General features: G+C 45.0%; 23 protein-coding genes. 8 read left to right on the forward strand and 15 right to left on the reverse strand.

The features are described from left to right. The first annotated feature begins 33 nt into the window (after positions 1-33). Positions 34-2,664 carry an alanine--tRNA ligase gene (alaS, locus tag H6G17_RS21035; RefSeq protein WP_192160518.1) on the forward strand — a complete coding sequence of 877 codons (2,631 nt, stop codon included), beginning with the start codon at positions 34-36 and terminating at the stop codon, positions 2,662-2,664. Positions 2,665-2,733: 69 nt separating this feature from the next. On the opposite strand, the gene cphA is transcribed toward alaS, so the two are convergent. Further along, complete coding sequence (gene cphA, locus H6G17_RS21040; RefSeq protein WP_192160520.1) at positions 2,734-5,346, reverse strand: cyanophycin synthetase; 2,613 nt, start codon at positions 5,344-5,346, stop codon at positions 2,734-2,736. Between the two features lie 374 nt (positions 5,347-5,720). Next, positions 5,721-6,248 (reverse strand): dual specificity protein phosphatase family protein, encoded by a 528-nt coding sequence (locus tag H6G17_RS21045; protein WP_192160522.1) that lies wholly within the window; start codon positions 6,246-6,248, stop codon positions 5,721-5,723. Positions 6,249-6,489: 241 nt separating this feature from the next. On the opposite strand from H6G17_RS21045, the gene H6G17_RS21050 reads away from it, so the two are divergent. Continuing rightward, entirely contained in the window at positions 6,490-7,884 is a 1,395-nt protein-coding gene (locus tag H6G17_RS21050; RefSeq protein WP_192160524.1) for an alkaline phosphatase, read from the forward strand. Positions 7,885-8,118: 234 nt separating this feature from the next. Here H6G17_RS21050 and H6G17_RS21055 read toward each other — a convergent pair whose 3' ends face one another. The 6 genes from H6G17_RS21055 to H6G17_RS21080 all read right to left on the reverse strand — a co-directional run bounded on the left by H6G17_RS21055 (position 8,119) and on the right by H6G17_RS21080 (position 14,259). Beyond that, positions 8,119-9,951, reverse strand: coding sequence for an NAD+ synthase (locus tag H6G17_RS21055; RefSeq protein WP_192160526.1), 1,833 nt, complete (start codon positions 9,949-9,951; stop codon positions 8,119-8,121). A 70-nt stretch (positions 9,952-10,021) separates the two neighbouring features. After that, positions 10,022-11,143, reverse strand: coding sequence for an alpha-hydroxy acid oxidase (locus H6G17_RS21060; protein WP_192160528.1), 1,122 nt, complete (start codon positions 11,141-11,143; stop codon positions 10,022-10,024). After that, positions 11,143-11,436 carry an isochorismate lyase gene (locus H6G17_RS21065; protein ID WP_192160530.1) on the reverse strand — a complete coding sequence of 98 codons (294 nt, stop codon included), beginning with the start codon at positions 11,434-11,436 and terminating at the stop codon, positions 11,143-11,145. Before H6G17_RS21065 ends, H6G17_RS21060 begins: the two co-directional genes overlap by 1 nt. 89 nt (positions 11,437-11,525) lie before the next feature. Further along, positions 11,526-12,272 (reverse strand): NUDIX domain-containing protein, encoded by a 747-nt coding sequence (locus H6G17_RS21070; protein ID WP_192160532.1) that lies wholly within the window; start codon positions 12,270-12,272, stop codon positions 11,526-11,528. After that, positions 12,233-12,826, reverse strand: a complete 594-nt coding sequence (locus tag H6G17_RS21075; RefSeq protein ID WP_192160534.1) for a nicotinate-nucleotide adenylyltransferase — start codon at positions 12,824-12,826, stop codon at positions 12,233-12,235. Before H6G17_RS21075 ends, H6G17_RS21070 begins: the two co-directional genes overlap by 40 nt. Then, on the reverse strand, positions 12,823-14,259 hold the full coding sequence (locus H6G17_RS21080; protein ID WP_192160536.1) for a nicotinate phosphoribosyltransferase: 1,437 nt from the start codon (positions 14,257-14,259) through the stop codon (positions 12,823-12,825). Before H6G17_RS21080 ends, H6G17_RS21075 begins: the two co-directional genes overlap by 4 nt. A 570-nt stretch (positions 14,260-14,829) precedes the next feature. Here H6G17_RS21080 and H6G17_RS21085 point away from each other — a divergent pair. Further along, the gene (locus H6G17_RS21085; RefSeq protein ID WP_015152156.1) at positions 14,830-14,982 is read left to right on the forward strand and encodes a hypothetical protein; all 153 of its coding nucleotides are present in this window, start codon (positions 14,830-14,832) and stop codon (positions 14,980-14,982) included. Positions 14,983-15,071: 89 nt separating this feature from the next. Here the strand turns inward: H6G17_RS21085 and radC are convergent, their stop codons facing one another. After that, the gene (radC, locus tag H6G17_RS21090) at positions 15,072-15,803 is read right to left on the reverse strand and encodes a DNA repair protein RadC (protein WP_192160572.1); all 732 of its coding nucleotides are present in this window, start codon (positions 15,801-15,803) and stop codon (positions 15,072-15,074) included. Positions 15,804-15,859: 56 nt separating this feature from the next. Between radC and H6G17_RS21095 the strand changes: the two genes are divergently transcribed. Then, positions 15,860-16,006 carry a hypothetical protein gene (locus tag H6G17_RS21095; RefSeq protein ID WP_192160538.1) on the forward strand — a complete coding sequence of 49 codons (147 nt, stop codon included), beginning with the start codon at positions 15,860-15,862 and terminating at the stop codon, positions 16,004-16,006. Here H6G17_RS21095 and H6G17_RS21100 read toward each other — a convergent pair. The 3 genes from H6G17_RS21100 to H6G17_RS21110 all read right to left on the reverse strand — a co-directional run bounded on the left by H6G17_RS21100 (position 15,984) and on the right by H6G17_RS21110 (position 19,632). After that, positions 15,984-16,922: a phosphoribulokinase gene (locus H6G17_RS21100; protein ID WP_192160540.1), complete on the reverse strand. Its 939-nt coding sequence runs from the start codon at positions 16,920-16,922 to the stop codon at positions 15,984-15,986. The genes H6G17_RS21095 and H6G17_RS21100 overlap by 23 nt on opposite strands. A 141-nt stretch (positions 16,923-17,063) precedes the next feature. Continuing rightward, positions 17,064-18,977: a penicillin-binding protein 2 gene (locus tag H6G17_RS21105; protein ID WP_192160542.1), complete on the reverse strand. Its 1,914-nt coding sequence runs from the start codon at positions 18,975-18,977 to the stop codon at positions 17,064-17,066. Positions 18,978-19,170: 193 nt separating this feature from the next. Next, positions 19,171-19,632, reverse strand: a complete 462-nt coding sequence (locus tag H6G17_RS21110) for a hypothetical protein (RefSeq protein ID WP_192160544.1) — start codon at positions 19,630-19,632, stop codon at positions 19,171-19,173. Positions 19,633-20,084: 452 nt separating this feature from the next. Between H6G17_RS21110 and H6G17_RS21115 the strand changes: the two genes are divergently transcribed. Further along, entirely contained in the window at positions 20,085-20,228 is a 144-nt protein-coding gene (locus tag H6G17_RS21115) for a hypothetical protein (protein WP_015152161.1), read from the forward strand. A 154-nt stretch (positions 20,229-20,382) separates the two neighbouring features. On the opposite strand, the gene H6G17_RS21120 is transcribed toward H6G17_RS21115, so the two are convergent. Together H6G17_RS21120 and H6G17_RS21125 are read right to left on the reverse strand one after the other, a co-directional pair. Beyond that, positions 20,383-20,955, reverse strand: coding sequence for a siphovirus Gp157 family protein (locus H6G17_RS21120; protein ID WP_199316892.1), 573 nt, complete (start codon positions 20,953-20,955; stop codon positions 20,383-20,385). A gap of 120 nt (positions 20,956-21,075) precedes the next feature. Further along, positions 21,076-21,789 (reverse strand): ERF family protein, encoded by a 714-nt coding sequence (locus tag H6G17_RS21125; RefSeq protein ID WP_192160545.1) that lies wholly within the window; start codon positions 21,787-21,789, stop codon positions 21,076-21,078. A gap of 182 nt (positions 21,790-21,971) precedes the next feature. Here H6G17_RS21125 and H6G17_RS21130 point away from each other — a divergent pair, with 182 nt between their 5' ends. After that, positions 21,972-22,418 (forward strand): GNAT family N-acetyltransferase, encoded by a 447-nt coding sequence (locus H6G17_RS21130; protein ID WP_192160546.1) that lies wholly within the window; start codon positions 21,972-21,974, stop codon positions 22,416-22,418. A gap of 22 nt (positions 22,419-22,440) precedes the next feature. On the opposite strand, the gene H6G17_RS21135 is transcribed toward H6G17_RS21130, so the two are convergent. Continuing rightward, positions 22,441-23,127, reverse strand: coding sequence for an HAD family hydrolase (locus H6G17_RS21135; protein WP_242038519.1), 687 nt, complete (start codon positions 23,125-23,127; stop codon positions 22,441-22,443). A gap of 74 nt (positions 23,128-23,201) precedes the next feature. Here H6G17_RS21135 and H6G17_RS21140 point away from each other — a divergent pair, with 74 nt between their 5' ends. Further along, a complete protein-coding gene (locus tag H6G17_RS21140) occupies positions 23,202-23,933 on the forward strand; it encodes a hypothetical protein (protein ID WP_192160547.1) in 732 nt (243 codons plus the stop codon). Between the two features lie 884 nt (positions 23,934-24,817). Further along, positions 24,818-26,680 carry an NAD(P)H-quinone oxidoreductase subunit F gene (locus tag H6G17_RS21145; protein ID WP_192160548.1) on the forward strand — a complete coding sequence of 621 codons (1,863 nt, stop codon included), beginning with the start codon at positions 24,818-24,820 and terminating at the stop codon, positions 26,678-26,680. Positions 26,681-26,689: the final 9 nt, after the last annotated feature.

Consider the following 26,689-nt stretch of genomic DNA (forward strand, 5'->3'; position numbering starts at 1 on the left):
CCAACTACCGCGTTCCCAATCACACCCAGCGCCATGCAGTATCTTAGTGGTAACGAAATTCGGCAAAAGTTTTTAGAATTCTATTCCCAGCGAGGACATCAGATCCTCGCGAGTGCATCCCTCGTGCCAGAAGATCCTACCGTGTTACTGACGATCGCGGGGATGTTACCATTTAAGCCGATCTTTTTGGGACAGAGATCGCCCCAGTTCAAACGCGCTACGTCGTCTCAAAAGTGCATCCGCACCAATGATATTGAAAATGTCGGACGCACGGCAAGGCATCACACTTTTTTTGAGATGCTGGGCAATTTCAGCTTTGGCGACTATTTTAAAGAACAAGCGATCGCCTGGGGATGGGAAATCTCGACAACAGTTTTTGGCTTACCTCCAGAACGCTTGGTTGCTAGCGTGTTTGAGTCAGATGACGAAGCTTATGCTATTTGGCGGGATAAAATTGGCGTTCCTGAAGCCAGAATCAAGCGCATGGGGGAAGATGATAACTTCTGGTATTCTGGTCCTACAGGTCCATGCGGTCCTTGCTCGGAAATATACTACGATTTTCATCCCGAACGCGGTGACGCAAATATCGATTTAGAAGATGACACGCGGTTTATCGAGTTTTACAACTTGGTATTCATGCAATACAACCGCGATGCAGAAGGTAATCTCACACCCCTGGCTAAGAAAAATATCGATACGGGAATGGGATTGGAAAGAATGGCGCAGATTCTCCAAAAAGTTCCGAATAACTACGAAACCGATTTAATCTTCCCGATTATTAAAACAGCGGCGGAAATTGCAGAGATTGACTATAACAAGTGTGACGAGAAAACCAAAGTCTCTTTAAAAGTGATTGGCGATCATATCCGTTCTGTGATGCACATGATTGCGGATGAAATTCGCGCTTCAAATACAGGACGGGGTTACGTATTGCGGCGGTTAATTCGGCGTGTCGTCCGACATGGAAGATTAATCGGAATTCAGGGTGAATTTACAACTAAAGTAGTAGAGACTGCGATCGCCTTGTCTGAATCTGCTTATCCTAACGTGCGGGTGCGAGAAGCACAAATCAAAGCTGAGTTGCAACGAGAAGAATCGCAATTCCTCAAGACTTTAGAACGCGGAGAGAAACTGCTGGATGAGATTATCGAAACAGCAAAACAGCAGAATAAAGCTCAAATTAGCGGCGAGAGTGCTTTTACTCTCTACGACACCTACGGTTTTCCTTTAGAATTAACCCAAGAAGTTGCTGAAGAACACAACCTCACTGTCGATGTTGATGGCTTTGAGGTGGAGATGGAAAAACAGCGCGAACGGGCAAAAGAAGCACACGAAACGATCGATTTGACAGTACAAGGTTCGTTAGACAAACTTGCCGAGCATATCCACGCTACAGAATTTGTCGGATATTCTCAACCCGCTGCTACGGCTGAAATTAAAGTGCTGCTGATGGCTGGAAAATGCGTCGAGGAAGCAGAAGCAGGACAAGACGTACAAATTGTGCTTGACAAAACACCATTTTATGCTGAATCAGGCGGACAAATAGGAGATCGCGGTTATCTTTCTGGCGATGCGATTTTGGTTCGGGTTGAAGACGTGAAGAAAGAATCCGATTTCTTCGTCCATTTCGGCAGAATTGAACGCGGGACTTTACGTGTAGGAGATAAGGTAACAGCCCAAATCGATCGTGCTTGTCGTCGTCGTGCCCAAGCTAATCATAGCGCCACGCATTTACTACAAGCGGCGTTGAAAAAGATTGTCGATGATTCAATTTCGCAAGCAGGTTCTTTAGTAGATTTCACGAAATTGCGGTTTGATTTTAACTGTCCTCGTCCGGTGACACCAGATGAATTACAGCAAATCGAAGAGACAATTAATACTTGGATTGCCGAAGCACATACAGCCGAAATTTCCATTTTGCCACTAGCAGAAGCTAAAGCTAGAGGCGCAGTTGCTATGTTTGGCGAAAAATATGGCGAGGAAGTGCGCGTATTAGATTTCCCTGGCGTATCGATGGAATTATGCGGTGGAACTCACGTCAGCAATACAGCCGAGATTGGCGTATTTAAGATTATTTCTGAAGCTGGTGTCGCTTCGGGAGTCAGGAGAATTGAAGCGGTAGCTGGTTCCGCCGTGTTAGATTACCTAAATGTTAGGGATAAAGTTGTCAAAGATTTAAGCGATCGCTTTAAGGTAAAACCGGAAGAATTACCGGATCGAATTACAACTTTGCAAACCGAACTCAAAAACACTCAAAAGCAACTCGATACCCTCAAAGCACAACTTGCTTTAGCAAAATCTGAATCGTTATTAGCTCAAGCTGAATCGGTGGGAGAATTCAAATATGTCGTTGCCCAAATGGAAGCTGTCGATCCTGAATCTTTAAAAACAGCTGCCGAAAGATTGTTGCAAAAATTAGGTAATGGTGCTGTTGTTTTAGGTTCCGTTCCCGAAGCAGGAAAGGTTAGTTTGGTTGCAGCTTTCAGTCCTGAAGTGAATAAAAAAGGCTTGCAAGCTGGCAAATTTATCGGTGCGATCGCGCTTATTTGCGGCGGTGGCGGCGGTGGTAGACCGAATTTAGCCCAAGCTGGCGGACGAGATGCTAGTAAGCTACCAGAAGCCTTAGAAACGGCTCAAAAAGAGCTGCGATCGGCTTTGAGTTAGGTTTAAGGGTGGGCTTTTGCTCATCCTTTAATCGTAGTTGGTAGTTGGTCGCTGATAACTGACAACTGTTCACCGATCGCGAGTTTCTACTAACTTAATTGCACGGCTGACGCTTTCAGGTAGAATGACGACTAAACTACCCTCAGTTGCAGTATCCAAGGCGGTGTTAATTGCTGTGGTTTCGTCGAGGATGGTTTCGTAGTGAAGATCGGGTTTTTCCTCCTCAATGCCTTGACGGATCAGATCGGCAGCTTCACCACGGGGGCGATCGCGGGTGTCGTCATCTTCTTTAACAATGATGCGATCGAAGATTCCCGCCGCTAGCCTACCTAAATTAAGTAAATCTTCGTCGCGGCGATCGCCTGGACCCCCCACTACACCGATCCGTTCTCCCGTATGATGCCGGACAAAATCACCCATTGCTTGATAACTCGCCCCATTATGAGCGTAGTCAATTAAAGCTTGATATTTGCCCAAGTCGAATAAATTCATTCGTCCTGGAGTTTGACTGGTCGATGGTTTAAAGGCAATCAAGGCAGCGCGAATATCCTCGATTTTTACACCTTGCACGAAGGCGGCTAGACTGGCAGCTAAAGCATTGGCAATCGCAAAGTTAGCTTTTCCGCCTAATGTCAGCGGTACGTTTACTGCTTGTTCGATCTGTTCCGACCAATCTTGTTTTCTAAATGTTAAATAACCGTTTTCGTAGACTGCGGCAAGTCCCCTCTGTTGGACATGCGACTGGACAATTTCGTTATCTGGCTGCATGGAGAAATAAGCGATCTGCGCCTTAACCCGCTTTGCCATCGCCGCCACTAAAGGATCGTCAGCGTTCAGGACAGTATAACCTTCAGGCATGACTGTTTCTGCAACTACGCTTTTGACATATGCCAAGTCTTCCACTGTATCGATCCCGTCAATTCCTAAATGATCGGCGGCGACATTCAAGACAACACCCACATCGCAAGTCGGAAAGCCCAAACCAGAACGCAAAATTCCGCCCCGCGCCGCTTCCAAAATTGCAACTTCTGTCATCGGGTCTTGCAGAATCAACCTCGCACTGTGGGGACCCGTATTATCCCCTGCTTCCACAAGGCGATCGTCTATATACGTCCCATCGGTAGTCGTGTAGCCAACAATGCGTTTGGTTTGGCGAAACATCTGGGCAGTTAAACGGGTAGTCGTCGTTTTGCCATTAGTCCCTGTAATAGCCACAATTGGAATACGACTGGGAGTACCAGGAGGAAACAGCATATTCAAGACTGCTTCCCCCACCGGACGCGGTAAACCTTGGCTGGGGTGAGCGTGCATCCGAAAACCAGGCGCAGCATTCACTTCGACAACTACGCCACCGACTTCTGCTAGGGGACGGGAGATGTCGGGGGTAACAATATCGATACCAGCAATATCCAGTCCGATGATTTTTGCCACCCTTACAGCTAAATAGATGTTGTCAGAGTGAATTTCATCGGTGCGATCGATCGCAATTCCACCCGTACTCAAATTAGCTGTTGCCCGTAAATAGCAGATTTCTGCTTCTCTCAGCACGGTATCCAGGCTATACCTTTGCTGGCGCAGAAGTTCAAAACTGCTACGGTCTAATTCGATCCGCGTCATCACGTTATCGTGTCCCTGTCCTCGGCGCGGATTGCGATTTGCCATTTCAATTAGTTCGTTAATCGTAGAACGCCCATCCCCTACAACATGGGCGGGGACTCGTTCGGCAACAGCAGCAACTTTGCCATCAACTACTAGCACGCGGTGGTCGCGTCCCGTGTAGTAACGCTCGACAATGACAGTCCGAGATTTTGAGACTACGCTTGCCGCATCGTAAGCTGCTTCTGCATCTTTCCTGGTATTTATATCCAGCGCCACACCTCTGCCATGATTGCCATCGAGGGGCTTAATTGCCACGGGAAAGCCACCTACAGCATCGATCGCATTCTCTAACTCGTCAAGATAGCTAATCGTCATGCCACGCGGAACGGGAACCCCAGCATCTTGAAGAATGCGTTTCGTTCCTTCCTTGTCTCCCGCTAGCTCGATACCTAAAATACTAGTGCGATCGCTTTGCGTTGCCTGAATTCGATGCTGGTAGGCTCCATAACCTAACTGAATTAAAAACCGCGCCCCCAATTGCAGCCAAGGAATACCTCTTGCCTCAGCAGCTTTGACGATCGCTTCCGTACTCGGACCCAGCGCTGCCTCTGCCCCAAGTCTCTGCAAATCTTGCAAATCTTGCCGTAAATCGTCGGGATGATAGCGCCTTTTATCTGCGATACTTTGACATAAACGGACAGCAGCTCTCGCCGCATAGCGTCCTGCTTCTGAAACTTGATATTCAAATATGACGTAATAAACTCCGCGAGTTGCAGTCTTTCTAGTACGGCTGAAACTCACGGGCATCCCAGCTAAAGTTTGCAATTCTAACGCTACGTGTTCGACGACTTCCTCCATCCATAAGCAGCCGTCTTGCAACCGATCTAAAAACTTTTCTCCCAAATCGCACTCGCGATCGCCCAAACTAGGTAACGTCTCAGTCAGCCCCTGCAAAAAGCCAGAAACTCTATTCGGTTTGCGATCGCTCAAATCCTGCAAATCGAGACGCACGACGATCAGCTTGTGGTCTTGGATACTCCAATAGTTAGGACCTTGTAACGTCTGAATTTTAAGTATTTTCATCGCAGTTTTTTAATTGATAACTAGCGATCTGGTCATTGCACTATAATTTCTGGCTCCACATTTATCTTCCCATGACTTGCAAGAGAATTTTTACTCATTTTCCTAATAATTTATAGTTAATATCAAACAGCGATCGCGCTCAGAGATCTCTTTAGCGTTCTTCTTCGCGTCTTTGCGTCTACTCTCCGAGAAGCCACTTCGTGTCTTTGCGCGACACAAATCTTTTCTGTACATGTAACTTGGTACAGCTATAAAAATGTATTCCTCATCGTTCTCCTAAGAATTAAAGTACTAATTCCTACAAAAATTCAGTAACTCTTGATACTAACTTATCTCGATCGAAGAGCTACAAAAACCGCGATCGCCAACTCATCTTAAATACAACAACAATCTAAAAGTGATTCCAACTTTGCAACCATTCTAAACGGATTCTTACCTTGAAAAACAGCCGCGATCGCAACTTCGTATGGATTTCTACCCATCTGCCTCACTGCTTTAATTGCTTCTCGGTTAGAAAAACCGCGACCACCTACCAACCATGCCGCTAAAACATGACCCGTGCGCCCAATACCCCCACTGCAATGCACGACAACTTTCTCGCCCTGTCGGTCGGCTTCCAGTAAAAATGGTAAAATCTTCCCTGTCAGTGTTTCAGGCTCAGCAAGCGTAAAATCTTCAATTGGTGTCCAACAGACTTGCTGAGTGCCAAATTCTCGTGCGTAAGTGCCAAGTAAATCTGAGTAGGGAGCGAGTTGTTTTTGAGGCAGCAAGCAGCAAACTCGTCTAATTTCTTGACCTTGCATATATTTCAGCCAATCTCGCACCTGTGCTTCTGAATAACCTGGTCGAGCCGAGCCGAATACAATCGATTCTTGCTTAGAAGCTGGCGCAAATTTGTACATAGTTTCTCTATTTTGTGACCAAGATTACAGTTTCTATGTTTTCTGCAACACATCGGCACTGATTGCTGTTCTGATATGATTTAGTAGCAATTCAAATTGTATTGAATAACAACTATTTTTGCGATTCGCATCAATTATGCGTGGACGCGGAAACCCTTTGGGACAATAGCTTCAACATTTGTTCAAGTTAATAGCGAGTCCAAAAATAATTGATATCAAATTAAATCGATACTGAATCATCATGTATAAGCGTGAGGAGTGGATAGTTGTGACATTTACCAAATTGAAACTACTAGGTGCATTACTCATTGGCACATTAGTAACTCCACAAATCGTCTCTCTTACTTGGGCTAAGCCTGCACAGGCTGCTCCAAAACCAACGGGCAATGGCGCGATCTTCTTCCATCCTGATGGGACTTCGGCTAGCCACTGGGATGTAACTCGTATTCTCAATTACGGTTCAGATGGAGAACTCAACTGGGATCGCCTACCTTTTATTGCACCCTATCGCGGTCATCTAGCAGATCAGTTAGGAGGAACCTCTAATGCTGGTGCTGTGACTCATGCAACTGGTACTCGTGCCTACTCAACTTCTTTTGGATTAGATCCTAATGGTAACGAGTATGTCTCAGCTAATGGCACTACGAACACTATTATGGAAGAGGCTGTAAAAGCTGGTCTTGGTACTGCACTGGTTCAATCTGGTTCTCTGATAGAGCCAGGTACGGCTGCCTTTGTATCAGAAGCAAGAAGGCGACAAGATTACGAAGAGATTGCTTTGGAAGTCGTCAAATCTGGTGTAGACATCATGCTTGGCGCAGGGGAAGAGTGGCTTTTGCCTCAAGGTACTCAAGGACGCTTTGGTATAGGCAAACGCACCGATCGCCGCAACTTAATTAAGGAGTTACAATCCCAAGGCTACACCATTGTTTATACCCGCGAGGATCTGTTAAGTCTACCCAAAGAAGTTAGTAAGGTCTTTGGAGTCTTCAACGTGGAAGATACTTTCAACGACCAGACTGAAGAAGAGTTACGGGCGCAAGGGTTGCCTAACTACATTCCTAGCGCTCCAACAATCGCCGAGATGACTGAATTCGCACTCAACCGTGTCTCTGGCGATAAACAAGGCTTTTTAGTGGTAATTGAGGAAGAAGGAACTGATAACTTTTGCAATAACCTCAACGCATCTGGCTGCCTTGAAGCCTTCAAACGCGCCGATGATGCAGCAGGAACTATCCTCAATTTCATCAAGCAAAACCCCAACACCTTCATGGTGACTGCAAGCGATAGCAATGCTGGTGGGATGCAGTTACTCGATGTCGAATCGGCTGATGAACCACTGCCAGCCAATGATGAAGTCAGCGGTTCTGCAATCGATGGCGTGGATGGAACCGGAACTAAACCTTTTATATCCGCTCCCGATTTAAATGGTAATTCCTTCCCCTTTGCAGTCGAATGGGGATCTGGTGATGACGTGGGTAGCGGTGTCATTGCTCGTGCGGCAGGACTGAATGCAGAAGAACTGATGCCTACAACAGGTATTAGCAACACTGACATTTACCGTATGCTTTACTTCACTCTTTTTGGTGAGAAAATTTCTGGTGACAGAGAGACAAAAGCTCGTACAGGTAAATAAGTTCAGTTCTCCAACTTTACAACTGGGGTAACAGTAACAAAGTTACTGTTACCCCATTATTTCTAAAGTTCCATCCAGGTAAGTCAAGCGTACTTTTGTCTCTTCTAATCATGCTGCGATCGCCTCAAATTTATCCCACGAAATATCGTACAGCGTCACGCAATTATCTTGAAACTGTTGAGTTTGAAACATCTTTTTTCCTCCAAATATCGAGCATGAATGACAAGAGGAACTCTATCGCGGTGGAACAACAGGACTCACAGAAGCTTGAGACACCACCTCAGACGATGGCATTTTACTATGAGAAACCCACTTATTCGCGATTGGCATTCGCCAGCCAGTACCAAAAGCGCGATCGGTAATTTTTAAGCCAGGAGGCGCTTGACGGCGTTTAAATTCCGCTTTAACAACAAGTTTTACAACGCGATCGACAACAGCCGCATCGTGTCCAGCAGCAACAATTTGCGCCGCCGATTGATGCTCTTGAATCAACTTTTGTAAAATGTCATCCAAAGTATCGTAGTCAGGTAGAGAATCTTGGTCTAATTGACCTGGTTTCAACTCTGCACTGGGGGGTTTGTTGATGACATTTTCAGGAATTGTGGGGAGTCGGGAGTCGGGAGTCGGGAGTCGAAAATTGGTATTTACTCCCTCAGCTCCCTCAGCTCTAGAATTCAGCCAGCGACAGATCGAATAGACACGGGTTTTGGGGACATCTGCGATCGCCGCTAGTCCTCCATTCATATCGCCGTAAAGGGTACAGTAACCCACAGCCATTTCTGACTTATTACCAGTAGAAAGCAGGAGATAGCCAAATTTGTTGGCAACTGCCATGAGTAAATTGCCACGAATCCGCGATTGAATGTTTTCCTCGGCAATGCCGAAGGGCGTACCAGCAAACAACGGTTCTAAAGTTTTGTCATAACCTTGCATTAACTCTCCAATCGGAATAGTCTGAGTTAGTATGCCCAAATTCTTGCCTAATTCCAAGGCATCTTGAACTGAGTGTTCCGAACTGTAGGGAGAAGGCATGAGTACGCCAAGGACATTCTCTTTACCCAACGCTGCGGTTGCGATCGCTGCTACCAGTGATGAATCAATCCCCCCACTCAAACCGAGTACGACTTTAGAAAAGCCACACTTGCGAGTGTAGTCTCGTACGCCTAAAACAAGTGCCTGCCAAATTTCCTCATCTAGATTTGCAGGCATTGGAGCAATTTTACTGGGTTGCAAATCTCCTGCTTGCTCGTCGTATTCTACGATTAACAAATCTGTCTCAAATGCTCGCGCGCGGCAAACCATTTCCCCAACACGATTAAAGCCAACGCTACAGCCATCAAAAATCAGGTCGTCATTCGCTCCAACTTGGTTGGTATACAATACTGGAATTTGGTGACGCACAACTCCGTGTTGCAGCATTGCTTCTCGTATCTGCTGCTTGTTGGCACTATAGGGAGAAGCAGATAAATTCACAACCAAATCGACTCCCTGTTGAATTAACTCCTCAATTGGATTAATTGCATAGCTGCGCCTACCCCAAAATTCTTCGTCATTCCATAAGTCTTCGCAGATGGTGACTCCAATTTTGAGTGGTGCGTGGTGTGTTGGTAGCGCACAGTTGTGCGCCTCTACAAATCCTTCCAAAACCAGAGAATTCGCCTCTAATCCAGGTTCAAAATAACGGTATTCATCGAATACGTCGTAGGTGGGTAAAAGACGCTTGTGAAAGATTTGTTGAATTTTGCCTTTCTGTAGTAGAGCAATACTGTTAAATAGAGGCTTACCACCAAAAGAAAGCGATCGCTCGTTGGGTCGAACGCAGCCGACTAATACAGCCATTTGAGCTGGTAATTCTTCAGCTAGCCGTTGCAAAGTCACCCCCATTTGAGCTACAAAACTGGGGTCTAGGAGTAAATCTCGTGGTGGGTAGCCGCATAAAGATAATTCTGGTGTCAGCAGCAACCGCACGTCGTATTTTTCGGCTTGTTGTGCTGCTGTTAAAATTTGCTGAGCATTTCCATTTAAGTCGCCAATTATAGGATTGAGTTGAGCGATCGCAATTTTCATAATAATTGGTAATTGGTAATTGGTAATTGGTAGTTGCTCCTCTGCACCTGAAGCTCTCTTACTCTGCTCCCTACTCCCTGCTCCCTGCTCCCTTGTTCCCCGACTCCCGTTGTACTAGTGAGAAGTCAATATCTTGTAATTTGGCGCAGCCACTTAATGCCATTGCTAAACTGAGTTCGTCGCGTAAAATTTCAATAACGTGCTGTACTCCTGTCTCACCTGCTACGGCTAAACCCCACAACACGGGACGACCGATAAGTACAGCTTTTGCTCCCAATGCTAGCGCCTTTAAAATATCAGTACCACGTCTAATTCCACCATCCATTAAGACTTCAGTACGATCGCCTACAGCAGTGACAATTTGAGATACAACGTCAATAGTTGCGATCGCTCCATCGAGTTGTCTGCCACCATGATTTGAGATCATAATTGCCTCAGCGCCAACTTCTACAGCACGTATTGCATCATCTGGACGTAAAATTCCTTTGACAACGAGTGGTATCGGCACGAGCGATCGCAACCATGCTAAATCTGTCCAAGTTACGCCAGGATCGAGTTGTTCGGCAAAATAGGCAAACAAACCCGACTCGCCTTGACGGTGGGGGATATCTAAGTTTTGATCTTTTAAATGATTTAAATTGGCTAATTCCATGCCTGGAGGAAGGATAAATTGATTGCGCGTATCCCTCTCCCTTCTTCCTAGAAATGGCGCATCTACGGTGACGCAAAGCGCCTTTGCACCACACTTATAGGCGTACTCTACTAAAGCGCGAGTTAAATTGCGATCGCGATGAATATATAACTGAAACCAAGTCTGAGGATTGGCGATCGCGACTTCTGACACACTCTTAGTAGACAGCGTACTCAACACCATCCCAATACCTGAATGAGCCGCCGCCTTTGCTGTAGCAACTTCCCCTGCGGGATCTGCTAGACACTGAAAAGCCATTGGTGCAATCAGGATTGGCGCGCTCAAAGATTGCCCTAAAATTGTCGTACTCAAATCTCGTTGACTCACATCCACCAACATGCGTGGATGCAATCGGTAGCGATTGAAAGCAATACGATTCTCCTTCAACGTCACCTCATCCCAAGCACCGCTAGCATAGTAATCCCAAGCCATTTGAGATAAGCGATTTTGTGCCAGCGTTTCGTATTCAAATAGATTGATTGGGGTGGATGGAATCATCATTACTTCGATTCCCAGTGCTTCAATTCTTCTTCGATAAAATAGCCAACTAAATCCCGATATAACTTCTCGATAGCATCGGGATTCAAATCAACTTCCTCCGCCCAAGTTCGCCGCTGTTGTAACATGGCATTAAACCGATCTATAGCCTTTACACCATCAGCATCTTTTTTAAATTGAGCCGCTGCTTTCACATAATTAAATCGCTGACCCAGCAATTCTATAACTTTGCGATCGATCGCATCAATTTCTTGTCGAATCTCATGAATATTTAAACACTCTTCTGCTTCTTTCATAAATTAGTTATCAGTTATCAGTGACTAGTGGCTAGTGGCTAGTGGCTAGCCACTCACCCATTACCAATTACCCATTACCCATTACCCATTTAAATAAACACCAAAGGCTTATCTTTAAAAGGAGCAAATGCTCCAGCGTCAAATTTATATAAACTAGCCGGACGACCTGCACCCCGCGATACTTTAATTCCCGTGTCGCATAAAAAACCTAATTTTAATAACTTGGCTCGAAAGTTAGAATAATCAGAAAAATTCTCGCCTAAAACTGTGGTATAAAGCTGATATAAATCGCTTAAAGTAAACATTTCCGGCAACACTTCAAATGCGACTGGACTATATTCCAACTTATTTCGCAAACGTCGATGTCCGTATGTCAAAATCTCATTGTGATCGAAAGCTAATTGCGGCACTTCCTTAACAGGATACCAAGCAATCCCACTCACACCATCAGCAATCAGTTCTGCATCTTCAAATCTCACCAAGGCAAAATAACTCACGGAAAGATATCGGATTCCAAAACTATTAGCTTCCTCGCGCGGATCGCGGTGAGGTCCCCCAAATGTATATAACTGTTCTAAATAGAGATTTTTGGCTCTAATTTTTTCTGCCAAAATTCGATAAGCAGCATTTTCTAACGATTCTCCTTGACGCACCAGAGTACCAGGTAAACCCCAGTAATTTACAAAAGGTTCCTGATGGCGCATGACTAACAGTACCAAAAGCCGATTTTGAGAAGTATCAACGGAGAAAATCACGCTATCAACTCCAACTTTAAAATCAGCTAAAGGTTGCGAACTTATCGGATCGATAACTTTTCTTTGGGTGCGTCCTGGCATTTGTACAAATGCTGTTGGTGAATGTATGCCTTGACTTGTGGGGTAACGGCTTCTGGATCGCAGCGATCGCGATACGCTGTAGAAGAGACATCTAAACCAGTCAAATCGGCGATCGCAATCTTTGCCCCTAACTCGCGCAAGCGTGCCAAATCCGATTCCTCTATTCCATATCCTGGGCGCGGTATAACTAGTAATTGTACCTGCTGTAATAAATCTTTAATTCGATACCAGCGTGGTAATTGTTCGATTAAATCCGCACCAATAACTAACGTTAGTTCTACCTGTCCCCATTGTTGCGCCTTTTCCACTGTCTCTAGCGTTCGCTGGCTGCTCAACTCCTGATAAAACCCAATATTCTGCCGTTGAGGTTCGATCTCGGCAATTAACAGTTGCAACATTTGAGCGCGATGTTGTAACGGTGTTTGCTGCGACTTAAACGGGTTATCTGCTGCCCAAACCGCTACGCGATCGTAACGTTCTGCCAGCCAACACAAAATTTCTTGATGTCCTGCTGTCGGTGGATCGGCACTCGTGCCAAATAAAGCAATCCTCATGATCTTCCTTCGTTCGCTACAAGTTTGGGCGGTTGGTGTCTTGTTGTCTCTGTCAACTCCTGTAAAGCAGCAGAAATTTGCACCTCTACTGTTGTAGGATTATCGAGTTGCCTGCACTGGGTAGGTAGGCTTTCAACTGTCGCCGCCGTTCGTTGGCGAATCTGGGCGATCGCTTCTGGTGGCTGTATAATTTTCCCTCCTTGCATCATCATTTCTAGCAAAGGTTGTTCGGCCGATCGCGGATTTTCCGTTATTAATCCCAGGCGATCGTGTAGAGACTTGACATGTAACGTCTCTCCATAGTGGCGAAAAATCTGTTTTCGACCGGGATAAGTCATTTTGTTGCTCGATTCTTTCATGACTGGAATGCCATCAATTTCTACCAGCTTGTAGACACCATTGACAGGCGCACCCGTAACCAATCGCGTTCCCAATCCGTAACCGTCAATGCAAGCACCACTTGCTTTCAGTCTGGCAATCTCCCACTCGTCTACATCACCACTGGCGAAGATTGGTACATCAGGAAGGAGCGATCGCACCTGTTGCGATAAAGTTAGCAAATCCCCCGAATCGATTCTTACTCCAGCCAGTTGCATTTTGCCTGACTGAATTGATTCTGCCAGGGATTTTGCAGCGGCGATCGTATCGTAAGTATCAATCAATAGCGGTGCGCCCGGAAAATAGCGATGGAAAGCTGTAAATGCGTCAGCTTCGCTACCTGCTGTAGCTGCAAGTGCCATCACTAGCGAGTGTGCCATCGTTCCGCTGGGTTTTTGCCCTAGTCGCACCGCTGCTAGTACGTTCGATGTAGCATCTAGTCCTGCTGCTAAAGCTGCGCGGGCTGCCCACAGAGAAGCTTGAGGACTAAATGCCCTGCGCGTACCAAATTCTAATAACGTTGCCTCCGCACCCGCAACATCCCGCATTCGAGCAGCGCGTGTAGCTATCAAAGTTTGATAATTAATGGTATTGAGGAGATAGGTTTCTACTAACTGTGCCTGCCACAAAGGGGCTTCGACTCGTAACAACGGTTCGTGAGGAAATATTGCCGTTCCCTCTGGTACAGCCCATACGTCGCCTGTAAACTCAGCCTCAGCCAGCAGCGTCCAAAATTGTTTTGGTGTGTGCTGAAACAGTCCCGTAGCCTGCAAAGCTGAAATTTGTTCGGAGCTAAATCTCAATTTTTCCAAGTATTCTAATGCTTGCGCCAAACCCATCGCGATTAAATAACCGAATCCTTGGGGTAAGCGGCGCACTGTTAATTCAAAACTTGCCTGAGATTGTTCCAACCCTTCACCAACATAGCAAGCTGCCATTGTTAGCTGATAAAGATCGGTCAGCAAGCTGTAATCAACCTCTGTCAGCGTCAAGGCTCGATCTTCTCGTTCTTGGAGTATGGTGTTTTCTGCACCGTTCCAGCGTGAACTCGTCATCTCATCGTTCTCTCATGGCAGCATTGTTTTGATTATAGTAATTTCTACCAAAAACATGTCAAGTCCCTTGGAAAGGGAGCAGGGAGCAGGGAGCAGTGACCTGTTACCAGTTAATTTTGACTCGTGACTCGTGCTTATTTCTATCCCCACTCCTCACACTCCATGCGTCATACACTACTCAACTACTAATTCCCTGACAACTGATAACCGATCGTCGATCGCTAATAACTGACCAAATATATACCTTTCTTAATGGTGATTTCAGAAGAAATCCAATCGTAGAAAAAGTAATTGTGGAGAGTTTTATTCATATAAAATCAGACTACTGATAAGTTAGCGATCGCCATCGATCGCACGATCGCAAAAGACTTGTTATAATATTTAGCCAATGACTAATGACAGTCATAACGAACTATTTGAGTCGGCTGTATAACGAATTGCAAACATCAACAAATAAGTATTGCGATCAATTGCAATAGATTGAGTAACGCTCATAATTAGCCGATAACAAACATAAAATAAGAATTCATACAGCTATCTCATTCATCCTCACTTCTGGAGATGAACTATATGAATATTTCCAAAATGCTAGACAGCGCTGCTCAATATATTATTGAAGCCATGACACGGATTTTTGGTCCTAGCGATGATGCATATCCAGCTATTGGTACGCAGCCTTTTACAGGAGAACCCTATAAACATCGTCGTCACGCTGATTGGTAGACAGCCAATTGAAAAACAATAGTAGGGGCGTACTGATGTGCGTCCCTATTTGTATATTTGACCCGCACGACCGCTCCTCTTCCTGGCGCTCAATCTCCTTGCGGGTATTCTTCCCATAAATCTGTTAGCTCGCGCAAACTTTGATGGTTACCATTACCTAAAATTAGATGATCGAGTATGGGAATACCTAGTAACTGCGCTCCTGCTAATAACTGGCGAGTCAATTCAATATCTTGCGAACTTGGTTCGACATTTCCTGAAGGATGATTGTGAGCCACGATAACCCGCGTTGCTCCTTGACGAATTACCTCGCGAAAAATTTCGCGGGGAGAAGCAAGAGTTTCTGTTGCCGTACCTATTGTTATTACCTTCGTCCCAATCAGACGATTTTTGACATCTAAAAGTAAGACGGCAAAACGCTCCTGCGGTTGCCACATTAAATCTTGACTCAACACTGCCGCCGCTACTGCGGGACTTTCTATTGGTTGACGGTCTAAGGGACGAGACTGAAACACCCGCTTACCCAACTCAACTGCTGCCAAAATGGTTGTTGCTTTAGCAGGACCAATACCATCAATTTGCATCAGTTCTTGAATGCTGACTTCTCGCAACACTGCTAAAGGTTCGCGTTGATTTTTACTCAATTCTTGTAAGATATATTGCCCTAATCCAACCGCGGAAAGTTTTCCTGCTCCTTGCCCCGTACCGAGCAAAATAGCAATTAACTCGGCTGTGGCTAAAATTTGCGCTCCATGAGTTATTAGCCTCTCACGGGGGCGTTCTGTAGTTGGTAAATCAGCAATTCTGAGGCAATAGGTCATAAAGAAAACGATCGCGCGGGCGATCGCGCGGGATAAAAAAAGAAATCGGTAGTCTTTTGTCAACTACCGATCGCTATACTTTTAGTTATCCCCAATTAGTTAAAAAAATCACGATTGAAATCAGTTATCAGTTAACCGTCAACCGTCAACCAACTATCAACTACCAACCACCAATTACCACTAAACAATCCGAGCGGCTTTGAGCATGTGATAGGAAATTAGGAGTTGAGTTAAGGCAAGTGGATAACTTTGCAGGATTTCTCCGGTTGTTCCCACTAACTTACCCAGATCGGGGTTGCTATCCGTACTACAAAATGGGATTAAGGAAGGAATTTCGCTACACAACATTCGTTCTAAGTGAATTACGTCTTCCTTGGTGGCATGACCGTCAATTTCGAGGACATCGACTGGCTTACTCATGTCGCGATCGAGTTCTAGGCGAATTGGCGAGGTATAGTCAGCTCGATTTGATTGAAGGATTTCGGTAAACTCTGGATGGGGGATGGTAGGACGCAGGACTAGTCTGACATTTAAATGACTGTTGCTCTCTTCTGCATCTTCGCGCGGTGGATAGAAACTGACTACAATATCAGACCACTGGCGCTGGGGACGGATAAAAGCTTCAGAATCGGGTTCGCGCTTTTGTAATTCTCTCATGACTTGTTCTGGAGTATAACCGCGCTTCATGGTGTCGCGCTTAACTTTCCAAGTCGCCCGCAGCGATTCGGGTGGAGCGAGATAGACTTTAACATCATAGCTGTCTCTCGCACCCCGCGTAGAATAACCGAGCAAGCCTTCAATAATGACAAATTTACTCGGTTTAATGTACTGTGGTGGCTCAAACGTACCCGTATTGTGGCTGTAGATTGGTTTGAGAATTGGCTGTCCCGTTCGCAAGAGAGACAGGTGTTGTTGCATAATATCTAGATAGTTGCAGTCGGGATGTAATGCCGTAATTCCTAGCTCTTTACGTTGGACGCGATCGTAACGATGGTAATCATCCGTACAAATTACCGTAACATTTTCTTCACCTAGCACCTGAGCAATTCCTTTAGTTAAAGTTGTTTTGCCAGCGGCACTATCACCAACAATACCTAGCACGATCGGACGATTGCTCATGGTGACTCCTACGAAGCTAAAAAGGCTAGCCAAGGTGATTCTTGGATTTGCTTTATTCTAGGCAAGAATGCAGAGCAACTCAACAGTTATTAGGAAGTAGGGAGTAGAGAGCAGGGAGCAGGGAGTAAGGAGCAATATACATTAATTCTGAATTTCGACTTCTGAATTCTGAATTCTTTGAGTGGGTTGATTCGGTGGAATTCGTTCCGTAGAGATTAGGGCATCTATGACAGATTTCACTACGGGAACGGCTGTGGTGGAGCCGCGAATCAGTTGACCTTTAGGTACTTTGGTCGGTTCGTCTATGACTGCTAAAATAACGTAGCGCGGAGCATCTACGGGCAGAATACTCACAAAACTGGTGATTTTGGCTGTACTATCGTAGCCACCTCTGGCACTGGCTTTTTGAGCCGTACCCGTTTTACCCGCAATTCGATAACCGGGAATCCGAACACTTTTCCCCGATCCTTGTGTAACCACAGTCTCCATCATTTCTAGTACTGTTTTCGCAACAGAAGGAGAAAACACTTGCTGCGGTGTTGGTAAGGTCGGTTGCCATTGAGGATGACCATTGGAATCGAAGCGTCCTCTAACGACATGAGGCGTGACGAGTTTACCGCCATTGGCTAAAGCAGCGTGCAATTGTACGAGTTTAATCGGCGTAAGAGCAAAACCTTGACCAAATGAAGCGGTAGCTGGTTCAATTGGGTAAGTTACAAACTGCTTTTTACTTTTGATTTGACTGGGAGCGACAGCAGCTAAATCTGTAGCGAGAGATTGCCCTATCCCCAATTTTTTCAACCAATCATAGTAGGTAGCTGGCGGAATGCGTTGTGCAATTTGTACCATTCCAACATTACTAGAATGTTGTAGGATACCAGCGACGGAAAGCTCTTTATAAGGTTCTGGATCGGCATTTTTAATTATCCTTCCGCCTATTTTTATCGTGTCTGGATCGGGAAAGATTTCATTAGGATGAATTGCTTTTAGCTCCAGCGCGATCGCCACATTCAATGGCTTAAATGTCGAGCCTGGTTCGTATAAATCTGAGATTGCCCAATTCCGAAACAACTCAAAATCAAATTTGTAAAATTCATTTGGATCGTAAGATGGTTCGTCCACCATTGCCAAAATGCTGCCGTCTCGCGCATCCATGACAATAACGCTACCCCGCTTCGCCTGCACTGCTTTTAACTGCTTACTGAGAGCTGCTTGAGCTGCACGCTGCAAGCGCAGATCTACAGTCAATTCCAAGCGTGTATCGTCAACCTCGGCAAAGTTATCGGGAACGGAATAACTCATAATTTCGTTATTTCCGTCCCTGGACAACGATGGAATTGGTTTGACCAAGCTTTCTAGTTGCTGATTGTGACTCGCTTCTACCCCTGCCTTGCCTTCACGATCCGTATTGACATATCCCACTATGTCTGCTAAGAGAGTGTGTTGCGGATAGAAGCGCGAAAATTGTGGAACTAGCTCAAGACCTCTAACCTTCTTACCATCAATTGTCAAGCTATCGATCTGTTGAAACATTTCTTCAGGTACGACAGAAGTTAAGCGAATTGAATTGCTAGATTGATTGAACCGTTTGACAAGTTGAGCAGGAGAACTCTGAAGCAGGGGTGCTAGCCGAGCGGCAAGTTTTTCTTTGGATACATTAAATTGACCGGGACGAGCGTATAAGTGATAGACCAACCGATCCATCGCCAGTACATTTTGATTGCAATCTACCACTGGGCGACGGATGACAAACCCAGGCATACTTGTCAACTGCTGTTTGCGTGCTTGTGCAAACAATTTTGGTGCGTGTATGACTTGCAGCCGATACAATTTTATTCCCATTGCTACGCAAGTCCCCATCAGGACGCTCCATACAAGTAGCAGCCGAAATAAGGGTAAGCGGTTGCTCTTTTGTTGCTGATTTGAAACTGGCTTTTCTACTGTCCGAGGTTGCTTCAGCCGTTGGCGATGCTGAGGGCGATTTGCTTGGCTGCGATCGCGGTTTTTAGCAGTACGACGCTGACGACGGGCATCAGAAGAAGGAAAGATCGACATTTTCAGTAATGCGTGGTGAGGGAGCAGGGAGCGTACGAGTCAGGAGTCGGTAGGGGCGGGTTTCCAAACCCGCCCGTAGGGAGTCGGGATAAGAGAACTGAGGGAGCGCTCGGGAGCTGAGGGAGCGAATAACATAAACTCTACACCCTACACTCCACACCCCACACCCTGTTCGCTGATAACTGATAACTGTCTAATAACCTAGTGGCAAAGAAGTCAAACGAGGAGATTGAAGTGCGGGTGAAATTGGCTTTGGCGCTCTGTTAGTCTGGCTGGCAGGCTCTAGGGCGATCGCTTCAGCAGGTCTAGGATACACGAGTCCCGTTTCTGGTTGCTGTGCTTGCGTTGCTAAATCGTTTTTTAGCACTTCATTTTTTTGCATCAATTGCCGTTCTTGTTTTTTTAAGTCTTCTAGTTGACTGTGCGCTTCTTGCCATGAGCTTTGGGAGTACGCCGACCAGCCATAAGCTACAAGTAATGCAGTCACTAATAGAGCAGTCACAGCCGCACAGCGATTTTGTAAGTGGCGCAAGCTAGTCAGCCATACAGGAGCCGATCGCGAACTATTCAAAGATCTGACGCTCTTAGCATTAGCAGGCACTGGTTTTTGCCGTTGGCGATTGGAAACACGAGTTTTAGGAGCCTTAGCCATCATACTTAGCCATCATACTTTGGGCAGATGAACACCCCAATTCTAATGGCAACTTTCTCTAACAGATACTCTCGTCAACTTTGTTAAAGAAATTTATTCACTGAAGAAGTCGCCAGAAAACATTCTGTCTCCTGTCTCCTGTTATAAAAGTACTGTTGAATTTCTCGCACTCAAAGTTACGTCCAGAGAGGGAAGATATTTGACATCAGGAACGACTTAAATAAAACTTTAATTTTGAGGGCATGGCATCCATGCTTGAAGTATAAGCTTTATAAATGAAGCTCTGTACTGCAAGTAAATAAATTCAACCAATCGTCAAAACCCTCAGTCCAGGCTGTATATCAGCCGTCAACTTCAGCCGCTATAGTTCCGGTAGTGTAAAAAAAGTCAACAAATGCGGTATCGTGATCAGGAGCGGCTCGTTCATTTTTACCGCATTTGGTGAAAGAGGAGTTATGAACAAAAAATTCATCGGTTTAGCTTTAGTTTTCAGCTTATTGGGCGGCTTTTTAGGAGCCTGTGGTGATGCTGGTGGTGGTGGCGGTACTGGTACTAGCCCCTCTCCTGCTGAATCCCCTTCTCCTGCTGCTACCCCTTAATCGCAGCGATCGAGTCAAAAGCTCGCTCTCTATTAATTTTCAAGATCTCCTGCACAGCAACAATTCTCAGCCTTATCCCCCTGTGAAAGCTGCTGTTGCGGGAGAGTTTTTTTTGGTAGTTGGTGAGTGGCTAGATTCTTTATCTAGCCACTAGTCACTTAATTCTTATACTCGTACCGCGATCGCCCAGGGAAGCAAAATCTAAACTCTCTCCTGCTTCTAAGGCGGCGCGAATGGCACTCGTGTTTGGTTCGATTGAAGTGGTTGTGAACCGTTCGGGGAGTTGCTGCGGTGAGAGATCTGGTTTAAGGATTAAGGGGGCTTTACCACCATTTTTGGATAAAGACAGCCGATAACGAGTGGTTTCAATCGTCTTGAGTTGCTGCGACTCAAAAAACCATTTCAATCGCTCTTTTAAGAGTTGCGATCGCCTTTCGTCCGCTCTAACTAACTCCATTAGGCGTTGCGCTTCTGCTTTTCTCGCCTCAGCACGCGCTTGTATTTCCGAGATCAAAGCCGCGTATCCATCCAACTTGCGATCGCGTTCTGTTCCTAACTGTTGTAACCATTCGTTGAGGAGTTCTTGTTGTTGGGTGTCGTCGCCAGCTTCATCTAGGATTTCATTTAATCGCTCTAAATCTTCACCAATACTAAAGAGCGATCGCGATCTAGATTGGGACAAGTTATTTTCAGATGAACTTTTTTCGGCTGAATGAGATAGAGTCACCTTTCAAGTGTCCTAATTCAATTGGTCATGGGTAATTGGTAACGCTCGTGCAAGTCAAAAGTCAAAAACTCTACACAAATGACTAACTACCAATTACCTCTCATCATAAGCAGATAATTATCAGCTTTCTTGCAGAATCGGTTGGGCTTCTGGTTCTGGTAAGGAGCGGAGGTGATTGAGAAATTGTTGTAGTTCCTGCTGGCTGAGCTGCTGACGGCTAGATTTGCCAAATTTATCTTGTAAGTATAGCCGTCCTTGGGTACTCGACCAACCGACACGCTTTAATTCTGCTGTGGTTTGTTCCAGCAGTACCGAGTCTACTTTGCTAGAATTGACGACATATCGATTCATCGGCTGCCTATTATTGAGCCTTTGTGGTGTCCTTTCTGGATCGTCATCTGATGGAAGACAAAAGCAAGAACGGACGGCGTATTTTGTGGCTCCTGTAATCGCTTTATATACAGCTTTATCGCCAGTAGGACGACTATCTTTCCACGAATAGTCTTCGGCATAGCCTGGCGCGCTGACACTTAAAGACTCACCTGTTTCTGTATCTACAATTGTTAAGCGGACGACGACTGAAGCTCGTCCCGGCTCGATGTGAGATTCAATACAATCGGCGATCGCAATTAATCCTTGTTCGCTACAGGCTTTGTGTACTGGTAGAAGAACATCGCCAGCAGTGGTGTAGCTATATTTCTGAAAGTCGTTCCAACCAGTTTTTTCTAAAGGTTGCAAATTCTTTTGTACGGCTAAGATCTTTTTATATAGCTGACTTTTGGTATGAGTCGCTGTTTCGCTGGTTGCTGTGGCGCTAGTTAATGTTTCGCTCATAACGCTATCCTTGGTGGTGTTACCTCAAGCTGGATTCAGAGGCGATCGACTCCGTTCGAGCTGTAAGTGAAAATATACCTGCCTACCATTATAGTACAAGCGTACTTAAGCCTGATTTCTATACCTCTGCTATTACCAACTTAGCCTGGTAATCTGGGAATAGAGCAAACTCCAAGCAGACTATGGAAGTTTTTCAGGCTAAAATCGAGTATCTTGAACCGCTAGCTATACTATTTGACCAATATCGCGTTTTTTACGGACAAGCATCGGACTTGGCAACTGCAAAGATTTTTCTGCAAGAACGATTGCAAAAACACGATTCTGTCATCTTTGTTGCAAGCGATGGAAAAATCGTCGGATTTACTCAGCTTTACCCCAGTTTTTCCTCAGTATCGATGCAACGAATTTGGATTTTGAACGATCTATTCGTCGTCGCAACGCATCGTAGAAAAGGGATTGCCAAATTATTGCTGGCAGGAGCAAAGCAGTATGCTCAAGAAACTGGAGCAATCAGAATGACTCTCGCCACACAAATTTCTAATATCTCAGCACAAGCTTTATATGAATCACTCGGATATACCAGAGATGAAGAGTTTTATCACTATTCGTTGAGAGTGAGTGAATTTTGACTTTTGACTTTTGACTTTTCCATCATCTTTGCAACCAAACTGCCCGCAGTCCAGCCGCTTTTGCACCATGATAATCTTCTTGTAAGCTGTCGCCTACGTGCCAAGCCAAATTTGCCGAACATTGATGTTTGTCTAAAGCAGCAGCAAAAATTTGTGGATCGGGTTTAGCCGCACCAACTTCGGTAGAAATTGTTACGGAAGTGAAAAACTTGGATAAATCCAAAGCTTGTAAAACCGAATGCAAGCGCGAATCAAAATTAGATAACACCCCTAACTCAATGCCTAATTTCTGCCAAGACTGCAATGCTTGTAGCACGTCGGGATAAAGTACCCACGGTTTTGCTGTGGAAAAATGTACGTACAGTTGGCTGAAATAGCCAGAAAAATCGGTAAAACTATCTAAACATTCAGCTTTTTGAAAAGTATTTCGCGCGATCGCTTTCCACCATTCAAATTCACATTGAGGAATTTCCTCTGGCTGCTTGCCAGGAAATACAGGTAGTGGTGCAGTTTTGAAACTTTGATAGAAAGCACTGTTGACACGATCTGCTGGTACGGTAACGCCAAATTGTTGTGCGATCTGAGCGTACACTGCACCAACACTGCCTTTAACTCCAAACATTGTCCCGACAGCATCGAGAAAAATAACTTTAGGTTGCCTAACATCACTCAGTTCGCTATCCATCGTGCTTCTTACGATTTGTGTCATTTTGTAAAATTTATGAAATAATCTATCAATAGAGGGAGTTACGAATTGTAAAAATAACTAGTAGCAAAATATAAATGAATCTGAGTAGCTTAGCGCAGCCATTGCTCAAAGAAAAGCAAGAAGAGTTAGATATTCAAGATTTACAAGGTTTATGGCGAATTAATTGGAAAATCGATCGCATTACACTTTACTCAGGAATTTATACACGAGTAGACCAAGTGTTTGTTATTTGGGCTGTCATTGTTGGCGTTATGTTTGCCACAGCACAGTTTTTACCGATTAGTTGGACAATACAAGCAATTTGGTGGTCGAGCTTGACTATAGTTGGCGCGATCGCCATGATGAGTCTAACTTGGTTTTGGGCAGGAGTAGAACGTCTGCGTTGGGTCGTCTGTGGTTGGGCAATTTTAGTACTAACGGGTGTGGTTTTAACCGATTTGGGGATATTTCTCGGTTGGGGTGAGATTTTAATCCACTTATGCCCGATGTGGTTGAGTTTGAGTGCAATTGGTTATTTGTTTACGGGGATTGGTTTGCGATCGCGTGCTTTATGCTTGGCTGGATGTCTTCACTTTTTGAGCGTTGGTTTCTTATCTTACGTCGGCGGTTGGCAGTTTCTCACAACTGGTGCGGTCATGAGTTGTAATTTACTACTGCTAGCTCAATTACAGTGGGATATGCGATCGCCAATTGAATATGCACTACTTACTTCCGCACAGCAGCAGTTTAACCGCCAGCAACACCAACAAAGAATTTGGAATACTCCTACGGGGAAACAAACTACGGAAGTCGGAATTCGGAAATAAAATCTTAAAAAATTGTTTTAAGCTATACAGAATTGTATGGCATCGTCCATAATTAAAAGTACAAACTATTAGCGAACAAACCGCTAATGTTGTTCAACCAGAGCAGAAATTTTGCTGTTTAGTCTGCTAATTTTCGCCCGAAGGAGAACGATGTCAGGGTAGAAAATGGTTGCCTCAAACTCGCGAGTGTTTGATTGACCGTACAACTTAATTGTTGGCAGTGCTGGTACTGGTGTAGGGTTTTTATCGTTTCCCCTGCTTTACAGTCTTTAGAGGGATGTGAAACCATCCATTGAGAACAGCCTGACAAGACTGACAACTATAGCTATTGCCAACAAGCAAATCAAAAATTACCGTTACACGCTCTCACAAGAATGTGTATCATGTGTCTCCGTCTGTAAATTCTGTATCCTTGGTAATACTTTTTTATTTGCCTCAAGTGTTGTGAACTTGAGGTTTTTATTTTGGAGGTTTTTTATTTGGGATTTTTATTTAGGTAAAAATACTCTTATTTCTAATTTCTAATTCCCGTCTTCTGTAATTTCGTCTGCAAGCGATCTCACTCGTTCTGCTAATCGGTAGATCTCGATACTAACCATTAGCAATTTCAATGTACGCTTTCAAACCATCAACAGAAATCAATTTTAAGCATAGTTATTCTCAATGATTTTCCCTTTATAAGAAAAATTTATCTAACTTATCGCATAGTTTATTAGAGAAATTAGTTCTTTGTAATCCATATAAGTGTAAGCTTTGATTAATTGAAAAATTAAATAATCATAAATCTGCTTGGTTTACATATTCTCAGCTACACCCATAGCTTTTCCAAGCAGATTCGATGTATTCAGAGTTTGAGTTGTTTTACGCAGTGAGTATTTATACCGATGGCTGACACCTTCCTCCAAACCATCTGGTTAGTTCCTATTTATGCCCTGATAGGGGCAGTATCGACTATTCCTTGGTCGCCTGGAATTATTCGACGCACGGGACCCCGCCCAGCAGCATATATTAACTTGGTAACGACTGCTATTGCTTTCACCCATGCTTTAATTGCCCTGAGCGCATCTTGGAACAAACCAGCTCAATACTTATATTTTTCCTGGTTGCACGTAGCCAATTTTGACTTTACGATCGCCGTAGAAGTCTCTTCACTTACGGTAGGTGCGATCGCTTTAGTTACAGGCTTAAACGTGCTGGCGATCGTCTTTGCGATCGGCTATTTAGAAATGGACTGGGGGTGGGCGCGTTTCCACGTCATGATGGCGCTGTTTGAAGCCGGGATGTGCGCCTTAGTACTATGTAACTCCCTGTTCTTCAGCTACTTTATTCTAGAAATTCTCACCCTGTGTACTTATTTGTTACTAGGCTTCTGGTTCAGTCAGCCATTGGTAGTCACCGGAGCAAGAGACGCTTTTTTGACCAAACGGGTAGGCGATTTGTTTCTATTGATGGGGGTACTTGCCCTATATCCCCTCGCTGGAACTTGGGATTTCTCAGAACTTGCACGGTGGGTGCAAACAGCTAACGTCAACCCTACAGCAATAACGTTAGTGTGCTTGGCTCTGATTGCCGGTCCAATGGGTAAATGTGCCGTATTTCCACTGCACTTATGGCTGGACGAGGCAATGGAAGGTCCCGTACCAGCAACGATTTTGCGTAATTCCGTAGTTGTAGCAACAGGTGCTTGGGTACTCGTGAAACTTCAGCCAGTCCTGGCACTGTCGCCTTTCGCCCTATCTTTTGCCACATTCATCGGTGCGGTGACAGCCGTAGGTGCTTCTTTGATTGTCATCGCTCAAGTTGATGTCAAGCGCGCTTTGTCATATTCTGTCAGTGCCTTCATGGGTTTGGTATTTGTGGCTGTAGGTACGGGACAAACTCAAGCCGCACTACTGTTAGTGTTTACCCATGCCGTAGCAATTTCACTGCTCGTCATGAGTACGGGTGGTGTGGTCTGGAATAGCATTACTCAGGATCTCCGTCTTTATGGAGGTTTGTGGTCGCGCCGACCGATTTCAGCTATTGCCTTTATTGTTGGTGCAGGCGGATTAGTGGCTTTTCCACCCTTGGGCGGATTTTGGGCATTGCTGCAAATCGCAGATAGACTGTGGACAACTCAGCCTTTGCTAGTCGGAGTTATCTTAGTCACGAATGCGCTGACAGCTTTCAGCGTCACCAGGGTATTTTGTCTCATGTTTGGCAATAAACCCAAGCCAATGACCGTGCGATCGCCTGAAGTTCATTGGCCCATGATGTTGCCAATGACAATCTTAATGGGCTTTGTCATGCACGCTCCTTTAGTATTGCAAAGCTTATCGTTACTGCCAGAATGGGCATACATCAACAAAGATGTAGCTTTGTTATTAATTTGGTCTACGATTTTTGGGTGCAGTATCTCATCTGTAGTTTACCTCTCACCCTTGGTTCCAAAACCAGTCACGCTACCTTGGAAACCACTGCAAGACTTTTTCGCCTACGACCTCTATACAGCTAACTTGTATCGGGTAACGATTGTATTTGGAGTAGCCGTAGTTTCTCGCCTCATTGCTCTGATCGATCGCTACTTAGTTGATGGGATTGTAAATTTAGTTGGCTTAGTCTCGATTTTCGGAGGCGAAACCCTAAAATACAGCACTTCTGGACAATCGCAATTCTACGCCTTAACCATCTTGCTAGGCGTTTGTTTGCTAGGCACGATCGTCGGCTGGCCCCTCCTATCCCATATGGAACTCAGTTTTTCATTCTAAAAGTCATTG

The sequence above is a fragment of the Chroococcidiopsis sp. [FACHB-1243] genome, from assembly GCF_014696895.1.
Taxonomy (GTDB): Bacteria; Cyanobacteriota; Cyanobacteriia; order Cyanobacteriales; family Chroococcidiopsidaceae; genus Chroococcidiopsis.